The 13,177-nt window shown below is 51.4% G+C and carries 13 protein-coding genes; 11 read left to right on the top strand and 2 right to left on the bottom strand.

The genetic code is table 11. The features are described from left to right. Positions 1 to 202: 202 nt before the first annotated feature. From hisH to nhaA, 11 genes are all read left to right on the top strand, one after another. Complete coding sequence (gene hisH, locus ABGT88_RS08250) at positions 203 to 793, top strand: imidazole glycerol phosphate synthase subunit HisH (protein WP_346701489.1); 591 nt, start codon at positions 203 to 205, stop codon at positions 791 to 793. Then, a complete protein-coding gene (gene hisA / locus ABGT88_RS08245; protein ID WP_346701487.1) occupies positions 790 to 1,521 on the top strand; it encodes a 1-(5-phosphoribosyl)-5-[(5-phosphoribosylamino)methylideneamino]imidazole-4-carboxamide isomerase in 732 nt (243 codons plus the stop codon). The genes hisH and hisA overlap by 4 nt, the downstream gene beginning before the upstream one ends. 6 nt (positions 1,522 to 1,527) lie before the next feature. Continuing rightward, positions 1,528 to 2,283, top strand: coding sequence for an imidazole glycerol phosphate synthase subunit HisF (gene hisF / locus ABGT88_RS08240; protein ID WP_346701485.1), 756 nt, complete (start codon positions 1,528 to 1,530; stop codon positions 2,281 to 2,283). 19 nt (positions 2,284 to 2,302) lie between these two features. Beyond that, a complete protein-coding gene (gene hisIE, locus ABGT88_RS08235) occupies positions 2,303 to 2,896 on the top strand; it encodes a bifunctional phosphoribosyl-AMP cyclohydrolase/phosphoribosyl-ATP diphosphatase HisIE (RefSeq protein WP_087407756.1) in 594 nt (197 codons plus the stop codon). A 6-nt stretch (positions 2,897 to 2,902) separates the two neighbouring features. Next, positions 2,903 to 3,574 carry a cell division ATP-binding protein FtsE gene (locus ABGT88_RS08230; RefSeq protein ID WP_087407434.1) on the top strand — a complete coding sequence of 224 codons (672 nt, stop codon included), beginning with the start codon at positions 2,903 to 2,905 and terminating at the stop codon, positions 3,572 to 3,574. A 91-nt stretch (positions 3,575 to 3,665) separates the two neighbouring features. Continuing rightward, the gene (locus ABGT88_RS08225; protein ID WP_087407435.1) at positions 3,666 to 4,991 is read left to right on the top strand and encodes an aspartate kinase; all 1,326 of its coding nucleotides are present in this window, start codon (positions 3,666 to 3,668) and stop codon (positions 4,989 to 4,991) included. Positions 4,992 to 5,053: 62 nt separating this feature from the next. Continuing rightward, positions 5,054 to 6,190: a diaminopimelate decarboxylase gene (lysA, locus tag ABGT88_RS08220; protein ID WP_087407436.1), complete on the top strand. Its 1,137-nt coding sequence runs from the start codon at positions 5,054 to 5,056 to the stop codon at positions 6,188 to 6,190. Positions 6,191 to 6,279: 89 nt separating this feature from the next. Beyond that, the gene (locus tag ABGT88_RS08215) at positions 6,280 to 6,696 is read left to right on the top strand and encodes a Fur family transcriptional regulator (RefSeq protein ID WP_087407437.1); all 417 of its coding nucleotides are present in this window, start codon (positions 6,280 to 6,282) and stop codon (positions 6,694 to 6,696) included. 37 nt (positions 6,697 to 6,733) lie between these two features. Beyond that, on the top strand, positions 6,734 to 7,282 hold the full coding sequence (locus ABGT88_RS08210) for an NADH peroxidase (protein ID WP_087407438.1): 549 nt from the start codon (positions 6,734 to 6,736) through the stop codon (positions 7,280 to 7,282). A 179-nt stretch (positions 7,283 to 7,461) separates the two neighbouring features. Beyond that, positions 7,462 to 9,249: a translation elongation factor 4 gene (gene lepA / locus ABGT88_RS08205; RefSeq protein WP_298664185.1), complete on the top strand. Its 1,788-nt coding sequence runs from the start codon at positions 7,462 to 7,464 to the stop codon at positions 9,247 to 9,249. A 79-nt stretch (positions 9,250 to 9,328) separates the two neighbouring features. Then, positions 9,329 to 10,678, top strand: a complete 1,350-nt coding sequence (gene nhaA / locus ABGT88_RS08200; protein ID WP_346701481.1) for a Na+/H+ antiporter NhaA — start codon at positions 9,329 to 9,331, stop codon at positions 10,676 to 10,678. Between the two features lie 19 nt (positions 10,679 to 10,697). On the opposite strand, the gene ABGT88_RS08195 is transcribed toward nhaA, so the two are convergent. After that, a complete protein-coding gene (locus ABGT88_RS08195; RefSeq protein ID WP_258327558.1) occupies positions 10,698 to 11,945 on the bottom strand; it encodes an ABC transporter permease in 1,248 nt (415 codons plus the stop codon). Further along, on the bottom strand, positions 11,938 to 13,146 hold the full coding sequence (locus tag ABGT88_RS08190; RefSeq protein ID WP_087407442.1) for a pyridoxal phosphate-dependent aminotransferase: 1,209 nt from the start codon (positions 13,144 to 13,146) through the stop codon (positions 11,938 to 11,940). Before ABGT88_RS08190 ends, ABGT88_RS08195 begins: the two co-directional genes overlap by 8 nt. Positions 13,147 to 13,177: the final 31 nt, after the last annotated feature.

The following is a 13,177-nucleotide window of genomic DNA, read 5'->3' as shown; positions in this document are numbered from 1 at the left end:
AAGCGCAAAGTGTCTGTCCGGTTGATTTATTGGAATGTATAAATAAAAGAATATACAATAGGCAAACGGTAAACCGTGAACAAATCACATATAACAAAAAGTAAATAAAATTGCATAAATCTACTATTTTGTCAACTTTTTGTTTTGAAGAGTTGGATAAATGTCTATATTTGCAAAATAAATGTGACAAAATAATAGATTTATGGAGGTCGCTATTGTAAAATACAATGCAGGGAATATTTATTCGGTTGTGTGCGCTTTGCGCCGCTTGGGTATCGAGCCGGTGGTGAGCGATTCGCCCGAGGTGCTCTCGCGTGCCGATAAGGTGTTGTTCCCCGGGGTGGGAGAGGCTTCGTCGGCCATGGCGTATTTGCGTGAGCATGGGCTCGACCGGGTGATTGTGGGTCTCACCCAGCCGGTGCTGGCCATCTGCATAGGCATGCAACTGCTCTGCTCGCACTCCGAGGAGGGTGATGTCGATTGTCTCGGCCTCTTCGATACCGAAGTGCGACGCTTTGTTTCGCAGACCAGCGAGCAAAAGGTGCCCCACATGGGGTGGAATACCTTGCGCGGTCTGCGTGGCCCTCTCTTTCACGGCATCGACGAGGGTAGCCATGTCTATTTCGTGCACAGCTACTATGTCCCGGTTTCGGCCGATTGCATAGCAGCATGTGACTATATAAACCCGTTTTGTGCGGCTATGAACAAGAACAATTTCTATGCCACCCAGTTCCACGTCGAGAAGAGTGGGGCGGTAGGGGTACGCATCCTTGAAAACTTTCTGGCCCTATGATTCAACTGATTCCGGCTATCGATATTATTGGAGGACGCTGCGTGCGATTGTCGCAGGGCGATTATGCCCGGCAGCAGGTCTACAACGAGAATCCGCTCGAGGTGGCCAAGGCGTTTGAAGACAGCGGGGTGACCCGCCTGCACCTGGTCGACCTGGACGGGGCCAAGGCCAGCCACGTGGTCAATTACAAGACACTCGAGCAGATTGCCGGCCACACGAGCTTGACAATCGACTTCGGGGGCGGCGTGAAAAGTGATGAAGACCTGCATATCGCCTTTGAGAGTGGTGCCCGGCTGGTGACGGGCGGCAGCATTGCCGTGCGCGACCGCGACCGGTTTGTCGGGTGGATCGAGCGGTATGGCAAAGAGCGCATCATCCTGGGTGCCGACGTACGGGACGAGAAAATCTCGACCGGCGGCTGGCTCGACGACTCGGATGTGGAGCTGATACCCTTTGTGCGCGACTACATGCAGGTGGGCATCGAGCAGGTAATCACGACCGACATTGCCCGCGACGGCATGTTGCAGGGGTGCTCCGTAGAGCTGTATCGCAAGATGCTGGCCGAGTTGCCGGGCATTTACCTGATTGCCAGCGGCGGCGTGGGCTCGTGGGCCGACATCGAGGCACTGCAGTCGCTGGGCGTCCCGGCCGTCATTTTGGGAAAAGCCATTTACGAAGGGCGCATTTCGCTCGACGAAATAGCCCGATTCATCATACATAACAACTGACGTATCATGTTGGCAAAACGAATTATACCTTGCCTCGATGTAAAAGAGGGTATGACTGTGAAGGGAACCCGTTTCGTGAACTTCAGAGAGGCCGGCGACCCGGTCGAGTTGGGCGAATATTACAGCCGACAGGGGGCCGACGAGTTGGTCTACCTCGACATTACGGCTTCGTACGAAGGGCGTGCCACCTTTACCGACCTGGTGAAACGTATCGCTGCCCGTATCGACATACCGTTTACGGTGGGGGGCGGCATCCACTCGCTGGCCGATGTGGACCGGCTGCTGAATGCGGGGGCCGACAAGGTGTCGCTCAACTCTGCAGCCTTGAAAAATCCCCAAATTATCGAAGAGGTTGCAAAAAATTTCGGTTCACAAGTATGTGTTATCGCAATAGATGCTAACTTTGAGGACGGAAATTGGATATGCTACCTGAACGGCGGTCGTGTGCCGACCCGTCGCACGCTTTTCGAGTGGGCCGCCGAGGCGACCGACCGGGGGGCAGGCGAAATACTGTTTACCAGTATCGCTCACGACGGCACACACGGCGGCTATGCCTGCGACGCCTTGCGCGAGTTGCACCGGCAGTTGTCTGTACCGGTAATTGCCTCGGGCGGAGCCGGGACGATGGCTCACTTCAAGGCGGCTTTTGTAGAGGGCGAGGCCGATGCCGCACTGGCAGCCGGTGTATTCCATTTCGGGGAGATTGCCATCCCGGAGCTGAAACAATATTTATCGGGAGAGGGCATTCCCATAAGATTATGACGATATGAACGAAGAGACGATGCAACTGGATTTCGACAAGATGGGCGGCCTGGTGCCGGCCATCGTTCAAGACGACGTGACACAAAAGGTGCTCATGCTCGGCTTTATGAATCCCGAGGCGGTGCGTAAAACCATCGATACGGGACGGGTAACCTTTTTCAGCCGGACCAAGGGCCGATTGTGGACCAAGGGCGAGGAGAGCGGCCACTTCCTGCTGGTGAAATCGATACAGAAGGATTGCGACAACGACACACTGCTGATCAAGGCCCACCCTTGTGGACCGGTGTGCCATACGGGGGCCGATACCTGTTTCGGCGAGACCAACCGCGACGATATGGCCTTTATCACCTATCTGCAAGACTTCATCGAACAGCGCAAGGCCGAGATGCCCGAGGGGTCGTACACCACCTCGCTCTTCAATTCGGGAGTCAACCGCATGGCTCAAAAGGTAGGCGAGGAAGCGGTCGAGACGGTCATCGAGGCCACCAACGGGAGCGACGAACGGCTCATCTACGAGGCTTCGGACCTGCTGTATCACCTGATTGTGCTGCTTACCTCGAAGGGGTATCGTATAGAAGATTTAGCTCGTGAATTAAAAAAGAGGCATAAATAAGACACTATGGAAAAGAAATTGCTTGTCAAATATACCGATGTGCAGATTTGCCGGGAGGAGTTGACCATACTCGATCATGTAAACTTCGAGTTGTACAGCGGCGAGTTTGTCTATTTCATCGGGCGCGTGGGCAGCGGTAAGAGTTCGCTGTTAAAGACCATGTATGCCGATTTGCCCATCAGCGAAGGAGAGGCTTCGGTGCTCGACTTCGACGTGCGCCATATCCGCAACAAGGAGATACCCCTGTTGCGTCGGAAACTGGGTATAGTCTTCCAGGATTTCCAACTGCTTACCGACCGCTCGGTCTACGAGAATCTGGCTTTTGTCCTGAAGGCTACCGGCTGGAAGGATAAAGAGGAGATCGATACCCGGGTAGCCGAGGTGCTCGACCAGGTGGGGATGCGCAAGAAGTCGTACAAGATGCCGCACGAGCTGTCGGGCGGCGAACAGCAGCGTATCGTCATCGCACGGGCTCTGTTGAACTCGCCCAAGATTATCCTGGCCGACGAGCCTACTGGAAACCTCGACCCCCAGACCGGGCAGCAGATTGTCTCGCTGCTTCACCGCATCTGCGAAACGGGAACGGCTGTAATCATGACAACGCACAACCTGAATCTGGTCGAGGAGTTCCCCGGGCGCATCTTGAAATGCGAAGACAAGAGTCTTGTCGAAGTTTAATTTGGCCCGAATAGTTGATAATCCGGCGAAAAAAAATTATTTTTGCCCAGCGATAAGTATAAATTTACATTTTAAAACAAGTAGAATAGAAATGAAAGTACTCAAATTTGGTGGAACTTCTGTTGGTAGCGCCCAATGTATGAAAGATGTTGCCAAATTAATTTGTGACGGGAATCAAAAAATCGTAGTGTTGTCGGCCATGGCCGGGACAACGAACACCTTGGTGGAAATATCGGACTATCTGTATAAGAAGAATACCGATGGAGCCCGGGAAACGATTGGAAGTCTTGAACGAAAGTACATCAAAGTCATCGATGAACTGTACAGCACCGACGAATATAAGCAAAAGGCCCTCGATGTGGTGAAGGGTTGCTTCGACCACATACGCTCGTTTACCAAAGACCTCTTCACGCTGTTTGAAGAGAAGGTCATTTTGGCTCAGGGCGAATTGATGTCGACGGCCATGATGCACAACTACCTGTTGGAACAAGGGGTGAAGTCGGTTCTTATCCCGGCTCTCGACTATATGCGTACCGACAAGAATTCGGAACCCGACAACCAGTTTATCAAAACCAAACTTACGGCATTGTTGCAAGAGAACTCCGATGCCGAAATCTATATCACTCAAGGCTATATCTGCCGCAATGCCTACGGCGAGATTGACAACCTGCAACGCGGTGGCAGTGATTATTCGGCTTCGCTGATAGGTGCTGCTATCAATGCCGAGGAGATACAAATCTGGACCGACATAGACGGCATGCACAACAATGACCCCCGATTCGTGGAGAATACGAAACCGGTTCGTCACCTGCAATTCGAAGAGGCTGCCGAGCTGGCCTACTTCGGTGCCAAGATTCTGCATCCTACCTGTGTGCTCCCGGCCAAGTTGAACAATATACCGGTACGGTTGCTCAACACGATGCAGCCCGATGCTCCCGGTACCCTGATTTGCGATACTCACGAAAATACCAACGGGCAGATCAAGGCTATCGCCGCCAAAGAGAACATCACGGCCATCAAGATAAAATCGGGCCGCATGCTGCTGGCCTACGGTTTCCTGCGCAAGGTATTCGAGATATTCGAGAGCTACCAGACCTCGATCGATATGGTTACCACCTCGGAGGTAGGGGTGTCGCTGACTATCGACAACACGAAACATTTGCAGGAGATTCTCGACGACTTGCGTAAGTTCGGTACGGTTACGGTCGACGAAGACATGGTGATTATCTGTGTTGTAGGCGATTTGGAGTGGAACAATGTAGGGTTTGAATCGGCAGCCGTCCAGGCCATGAAAGATATACCCGTGCGCATGATCTCTTACGGAGGCAGCAACTACAATATATCTTTCCTGGTTCGCCGGCAAGACAAGGTGAAAGCGCTACGATCGCTCAGCCAGTACCTTTTTGAAAACAAATAAATAAATTATAACACAGTGTCATGCAGAATGTGTTCTGCATGACACTTTACTTTTTGTGACACATGTTTCCTATTACTCATTTCAATCAAGAAAAAACTCCGTTTTATTATTACGATAAGACGCTGTTGAACAATACACTCTCTACACTTACCCGCCTGGCCGAAGAACGGAATTTTCAGGTACACTATGCCATCAAAGCCAATGCCAATCCCGAGGTATTGCGACTGATTGCCGCTTCGGGAGTAGGGGCCGACTGCGTAAGCGGCGGCGAGATAAAGGCCGCTCTGGAGGCTGGATTCCCGGCCCGAAAGATTGTATTCGCCGGCGTAGGAAAGGCCGACTGGGAAATCGAGTACGCGCTCGATAACAAAATATTCTGCTTCAATGTAGAGTCGGCCGAAGAGTTGGCCGTCATCGAAGAGCTGGCCCGCAAAAAAGAGACGGTAGCCTCGATTGCCTTGCGGCTGAACCCCAATATCGACGCACATACCCACGAGTACATCACGACGGGCCTGAGTGAAAACAAATTCGGTATTCCCATCGAGATGCTCGATGGCGTACTTGCCCAATTGCAAGGCTATACGCATGTACAGCTTATCGGCTTCCACTTTCATATCGGATCTCAAATCTTGAACATGGAGGCTTTCCGGGTACTCTGCGAACGCATCAACCGCCTGCAAGACGATCTGGTGAAACGGAATATCCAGGTAAAGCACATCAATGTAGGAGGCGGCCTGGGTGTCGATTACGACAATCCGGATAAAAACCCCATCCCCGATTTTGAAACCTACTTCAATGTATTCCGCGACACACTCGACCTGCGCAGCGGCCAACAGTTGCACTTCGAGCTGGGACGTGCTATCGTATGCCAGTGCGGTTCGCTCATCACGCGAGTACTCTATGTGAAGAAATCGCTCAAAAAGCAATTTGTCATCGTCGATGCCGGTATGACCGACCTTATTCGTCCGGCTCTGTATCAGGCCCATCATCATATCGAGAACATTACCTCCGATATGGCCATGCAGCCCTACGATGTAGTAGGCCCTATCTGCGAATCGTCAGATTGCTTCGGAAAGAATGTCATGCTGAATGCAACCGAGCGAGGCGATTTGATTGCTATTCGGTCGGCCGGAGCCTACGGCGAAATCATGGCTTCGCAATACAACTGCCGCCCATTGCCCGGACATTTGATAGAATAAAATAATTATTAACAATAATTTATGTATTCGTATTTAGAAATATAGTATTTTTGCGATTACAAAATTGTAATCATTACAAATAAAGAAAGATGAAAGAATCGGCTCAAAACAAACTACGTCGTTACAACATAAAGCCCTCGGTACAGCGCATGGCCGTGTTGGATTATCTGATGACTCATCACACACATCCGACGGCCGATACAATATTCAATGCTTTGTATCCGTCTATTCCCACACTGTCGAAGGCAACCGTTTACAACACGTTGAATTTGCTGACCGAGCAAGGCGTCATTCAAATGATTACAATCGATGAAAAGAATGCCCGTTTCGATGCCCGTGAAACACCTCACTTGCATTTCAGGTGCAATGAATGCGGCGAAATATTCGATTTCGATTTGCCTCCTTTTGCGATGGATGCACTCAAGGAGTTCGAAGTTACCGACATTCAGATGTATTGCAAGGGCGTATGTCCGTCGTGCCAGAAAAAGAAAGAGAACATCAACTAATCAATAACACAGCATTAACAACTAAAAATAACCAATCATGAAAAAGTTTATTTGTACTGTATGCGGTTACGTATACGAAGGTGAAGAAGCTCCTGAATTTTGCCCCCAATGCCACCAACCCCGTTCGAAGTTCAAAGAACTGGTTGAGTCGGACAAACTCGATTTCGTAACCGAACACCATATTGGCGACGGTGTTGTAGAAGACGCCGAGGTTATGGAAGGTCTTAAAGCTCACTTCGCTGGCGAATGCACCGAAGTAGGTATGTACTTGGCTATGAGCCGTCAGGCCGATCGTGAAGGCTATCCCGAAATTGCCGAGGCTTTCAAACGCTACGCTTTCGAAGAGGCTGAACACGCTTCGAAATTTGCCGAATTGCTGGGTGAAGTAGTTTGGAACACCGAGAAGAACGTAAAAGCCCGTATGGAGGCTGAAAGCGGTGCTTGCGCCGACAAGATGCGTATCGCCAAACGTGCCAAAGAATTGGGTTACGATGCAATCCACGACACGGTACACGAAATGGCCAAAGACGAAGCTCGTCACGGCAAAGGCTTCGAAGGTCTGTACAACCGCTATTTCAAGAAATAAAAAATTGCCATTAGTTTACAGAGAGAGGGCGGCCCGAAAGAGTTGCCCTCTCTTTTTTGTCTGCTGTGTCGCAATAAAATACAGACCGACCGGAATGAAAAATATCTGAAACGATGTTTCGATATTTTATTCTCCACTCATCTTTTTGTATCTTTGTCGCAATTATCAGACTGATCTCAATGAAGAATATACGCAACTTTTGTATCATAGCCCATATAGACCATGGTAAAAGTACCTTGGCCGACCGCTTGTTGGAGTACACCAAAACCATTGCCGAGAAAGACCTGCAAGACCAGGTACTCGACAATATGGATTTGGAGCGCGAACGCGGCATCACCATCAAGAGCCATGCCATACAGATGGAGTATCTCTACCAAGGTGAAAAATACATTTTGAACCTGATAGATACTCCGGGGCACGTCGATTTCTCGTACGAGGTTTCTCGCTCCATCGCCGCCTGCGAAGGAGCTCTACTCATTGTAGATGCTTCGCAAGGCATTCAGGCACAAACGATTTCGAACCTCTATATGGCTATCGAGCACGATTTGGAGATTATTCCGGTAATCAATAAAATCGACCTGGAGAGCGCCCGCCCCGACGAGGTGGAAGACCAGATTGTCGAGTTGCTGGGTTGCAAACGCGAAGAGATTATCCGGGCCAGTGGTAAGACGGGGCAGGGTGTCGAGGAGATTCTTGCCGCCATTATCGAGCGAATAGAGCCGCCCAAGGGCGACGTAGATGCCCCGCTGCAGTGTCTTATTTTCGACTCGGTATTCAACTCGTTCCGCGGAATTATTGCTTATTTCAAGATATGCAACGGCCGTATACGGACCGGCGACAAGGTGAAATTCGTAGCTACGGGCAAGGAGTATGAGGCCGACGAAATCGGGGTGCTCAAACTGGACATGGTGCCGCGCAACGAATTGCTGGCCGGCGATGTAGGCTATATCATTTCGGGTATCAAGACCTCGCGTGAGGTGAAGGTGGGCGATACCATTACCCACATAGACCGCCCGTGTGCGGCAGCAATCGACGGGTTCGAAGAGGTGAAGCCCATGGTCTTTGCCGGTGTTTATCCCATCGAGACCGAGGACTTCGAGAACCTGCGCTCGTCACTGGAGAAACTGCAGTTGAACGATGCTTCGCTTACGTTCCAGCCCGAGTCGTCGGCTGCGCTGGGCTTCGGATTCCGTTGCGGATTTCTGGGGCTGCTCCACATGGAGATTGTGCAGGAGCGTCTCGACCGCGAGTTCAATATGGACGTGATTACGACCGTGCCCAACGTATCGTACAAAGTCTATGACAAGAAGGGCGGAATGATCGAGGTTCACAACCCCTCGGGGTTGCCCGACCCGACCTTGATCGACCACATCGAGGAGCCCTACATCCGGGCTTCGGTCATCACGGCTACCGACTACATAGGCCCCATTATGACCCTCTGCCTGGGCAAACGGGGCGAACTGGTAAAGCAGGAGTACATCTCGGGCAACCGGGTAGAAATCATCTACGACATGCCGCTGGGCGAAATCGTTATCGACTTCTACGACAAGCTGAAAAGTATATCGAAGGGGTATGCCTCGTTTGATTACCACATTCACGACTTCAGAGAGTCGAAGCTGGTGAAACTCGATATTCTGCTCAACGGAGAGTCGGTCGATGCCCTGTCGACCTTGACCCACGTAGACAATGCCGTCACCTTTGGCCGACGCATGTGCGAGAAGTTGAAGGAGCTCATTCCGCGTCAGCAGTTCGAGATTGCCATCCAGGCCGCCATCGGTGCCAAGATTATCGCCCGCGAGACCATCAAGCCGGTACGCAAGGATGTAACGGCCAAATGTTACGGCGGCGATATAAGCCGTAAGCGCAAACTGTTGGAGAAACAGAAAAAAGGAAAGAAACGGATGAAGCAAATCGGTTCGGTCGAGGTGCCTCAAAAGGCTTTCCTGGCGGTGCTGAAACTCGACTAAGCGGGGTTATCCCTTTTTTGATTCCGAGGCAGAAAAACTGTAACGAGCTTTTTTTGTTTAAACTACAAAAACAACCCATATGGACAGCTTGTATGCCATAAAGAAATCGATCAAGAACTACGCCAGCGGCGGTAACGTGTTGATCGTAGCTACACTTTTAGCTTTTATCATAGCCAATTCACCGCTCGCCGATCTCTATTTTTCGTGGTGGGCACAACCCATATCCCTTCAGGTGGGCGGGTTCAACCTCTTCAGTCACGGTGGCGAACCGATGGCGGTCATGACATTCATTAACGATGCACTCATGGCCATCTTCTTTTTCTCTATCGGCCTCGAAATCAAACGCGAGGTGCTGGTGGGCGAGTTGACCTCTCTGAAGCAGGCCCTGCTGCCCATTGTCGCAGCTATCGGCGGCATGGTGGTGCCGGTATTGCTCTTCATGTATGTAGGGCGGGGAAGCGATTTTCTGCGGGGCAGTGCCATACCGATGGCTACCGATATAGCCTTTTCGCTGGGTGTACTGGCGATGCTGGGCAAGCGGGTACCCATTGCCCTGAAGATATTCCTCACTACGCTGGCGGTTGTCGACGACATAGGCGGCATTCTGGTGATTGCCTTCTTCTACTCGACACACATCGAGGTGACCTATCTGCTCTATGCCGTAGGGGTATTCCTGGTGCTATGGATAGGCGGACGGGCCGGCGTAAACAGCAAACTCTTCTACTTTGCATTGGGCGGTGTCGTGTGGTTCCTGTTCCTCAATTCGGGCATTCACCCCACCATTGCGGGGGTATTGGTCGCCTTCTGTATTCCAGCCAAGCCGGTGTTGGCAACCTCGCACTTTATCTGCACGATACGCCAGGAGATTGCCAATTTTCCGCAAGAACAATTCGAAGACAGCGACCGCTCGATTATGCTCTCGAAAGAGCAAATCAACTGCCTGAAGAGCATCGAGTCGGCCTCGGATAAGGTCATCAGCCCGCTGCAGGATTTGGAAGATACGCTGCACCCCGTCATCAACTATCTTATCATTCCGCTCTTTGCCTTTGCCAATGCCGGCATTGTGCTCTCGGGTCTCGAGTTCTCCTCGCTCTTCTCGGGTATCAGTCTGGCTGTTTTCGTGGGTCTGTTGGTGGGAAAATTCCTGGGTATCTTCCTCTCGTCGTGGCTGGTCATCAAGCTGAAAATCGTGCCGATGCCCACCCGCACCACCTGGAAGTCACTGGCAGCCGTATCGGTATTGGGTGGTATCGGATTCACCGTGTCGCTCTTCATCGCCAACCTCTCGTTTGGCGACATGGGGCCCGAAGGAGCTGCACTGCTCGAGCGGGCCAAACTGGGTATTGTAGCCGGTTCGTTGGCGGCAGGAATACTGGGATATATTTTCTTGAATATGACATTGCCCCGACAGGTAGAAGAGGAGGATTGACCCGACCGGGAAGCCGGGTTTACTCAAACTTGATGGACTTGGCCGGACGAATAAGCGAAACCAAATACGAGGGGGCAATCAGCATCAGCACCGAGATGGCCATACAGCCGATGTTCAGCCAGAGGATGTACCAGAAATTGAGTTCGATGGGCACATAAGGCACGTAGTAGGCCTCGGGGTTGAGTTTGATAATGTGGAACTGCTGTTGCAGGAAACACAAGGCCAGACCGATGACATTGCCCCAAATCATACCTTTCCCCACGAGGAAGGTCGAAACATAGAGGAATATCTCGCGTATCGAGGTATTGTTTGCGCCCAGCGCCTTGAGAATACCAATCATGTTGGCCCGCTCCAGAATGATAATCAGCAGGCCTGAAATCATGGTAAAGCCCGATACGGCAGCCATGAGAATGAGAATAATCCACACGTTCATGTCCAGCAGGTCGAGCCACCCGAAAAAGATAGGGTTCAGCGTGCGGATAGATTGCGGGTAGTAGTGGGTGCCGTAATCGTCGGGGCGGTCGATTAACTGCGTATATAGGTCGTAAGCGATATTGTCGGCCTGGTCGAAGTCGTTGACCAGTAACTCGATTTCGCTATACTGGTCGGGGGTCCAGCCGTTGAGCCGTTGCACCTGGCGCACATCGCCAATCATCAACAGTTTATCATAGTCCGAGAAGTCGGTTTGATAGATGCCCGACACCAGGAACCGGCGGGCCCGTACCTGGTCTTGCACGAAGTAGCAATAGATTTTATCGCCCACATGCAGGTTCATTTTGTCGGCGATAGTCTTGGAGACAATCACCTCGTTGGAGGTTGCCGAATCGGTTATGAGGGGTAGATTACCCTCAACCAGATATTTCTTGAAAAACGACCAATCGTAATCGGGCATCACCCCTTTCAGAACCACACCCATAAAGTCGCTGTCGGTCTTGATCATTCCCAGTTTCGTACCTACGGGCTCGACTTTGGCTACCCCTTCGTGAGCCATCAAAACCTGACGCAGGCTGTCGGTATATTGTACCGGCTGCTTTTCGTAGGTCGTATTGCTGTCGAACGAGGTTATCTGTATGTGAGAGCCGAAGCCTACCACCTTGTCGCGAATCTCCTGTTTGAAGCCAATGACAATCGCTACCGAGAGTATCATAACGGCCAAACCCAATGCAACCCCGGCCACGGCTACCCGTATGGCCGGAGGTGTTGCCTTCTTCCGATAGCTTTTGTCGAAATGAATGCGATTGGCAATATATAGTTTCCAGTTATTCATGTACGGCTACACGACCGGGATAGGCCTCCAATGCCTTTTTCAATACGATCAGGGCTTTGGCCAACTCTTCTTTTTCCAGTACATAGGCCATACGCACCTCGTTCTTTCCCAACCCGGGGGTAGTGTAGAAGCCCGAGGCCGGAGCCATGAATACCGTCTGGCCTTCATACTCGAATTCGGAGAGGCACCACTCACAGAACTTGTCGGCATCGTCGACCGGCAACTTGGCCACCGTGTAGAAGGCGCCCATGGGGATGGGAGAGTAGCAGCCTGGGATGCGGTTCAGACCGTCGATCAGGAACTTGCGCCGCTCTACATACTCGTTGTACGTAGCAAGCATATAGCTCTCGGGGGCATCGATCGACGCCTCGGCAATGAGTTGGCCGATAAGCGGTGGACTAAGTCGTGCCTGACAGAACTTCATCACATTCTTCTTCAACTCCTTGTGACGGGTAATCAAGGCACCGATGCGGATACCGCACTCGCTGTACCGCTTCGATACCGAGTCGATAAGCACCACTTGCTCTTCGATACCTTCGAGGTGGAATGCCGAAATGTAGGGAGCTCCGGTGTAACAGAACTCACGATAGACCTCGTCGGAGAAGAGGAACAAGTCGTATTTCTTCACCAGGTCGCGTATCTGGTTCATCTCTTTTTGCGTATAGAGATAGCCCGTGGGATTGTTGGGGTTACAAATCAGTATCGCCTTGGTTTTCGGGGTAATGAGGGCTTCGAACTTTTCGACCGAAGGCAGCGCAAACCCTTCGTCGATCGAGGAGGGCAGAGTCTTGATAACCGCTCCGGCCGAGATGGCAAAGGCCATATAGTTGGCATAGGCCGGTTCGGGTACGATGATTTCGTCGCCCGGGTCGAGGCAGGCCATGAACGAGAACAATACCGCCTCGGACCCGCCGGTGGTGATGATAATATCGTCGGGGGTTACGTGTATGTTGAACTTGGCATAGTATTGAACCAGTTTCTCCCGCAAGCTCTTTATCCCTTCGCTGGGGCTATACTCCAGCGTGCGGCGGTCGATGTGCTTGAGCGCATCCAGACCGATTTGAGGGGTAGGGAGGTCGGGTTGACCAATGTTCAGGTGGTAAACTTTTATACCTCTTTCTTTCGCCTTGTTGGCCAGAGGGACCAGTTTACGTATGGGTGAGGCCGGCATAATTTCACCTCGATGGGAAATAGTTGGCATATCTTCTTCTTTAATGTATAAATAGACTAAA

The sequence above is a fragment of the Barnesiella sp. An22 genome, assembly GCF_963931395.1.
Lineage (GTDB): Bacteria > Bacteroidota > Bacteroidia > Bacteroidales > Barnesiellaceae > Barnesiella > Barnesiella merdigallinarum.
The sequence above is the reverse complement of the archived record's forward strand: the minus strand, read 5'-3'. Positions and strand labels throughout refer to the sequence as shown.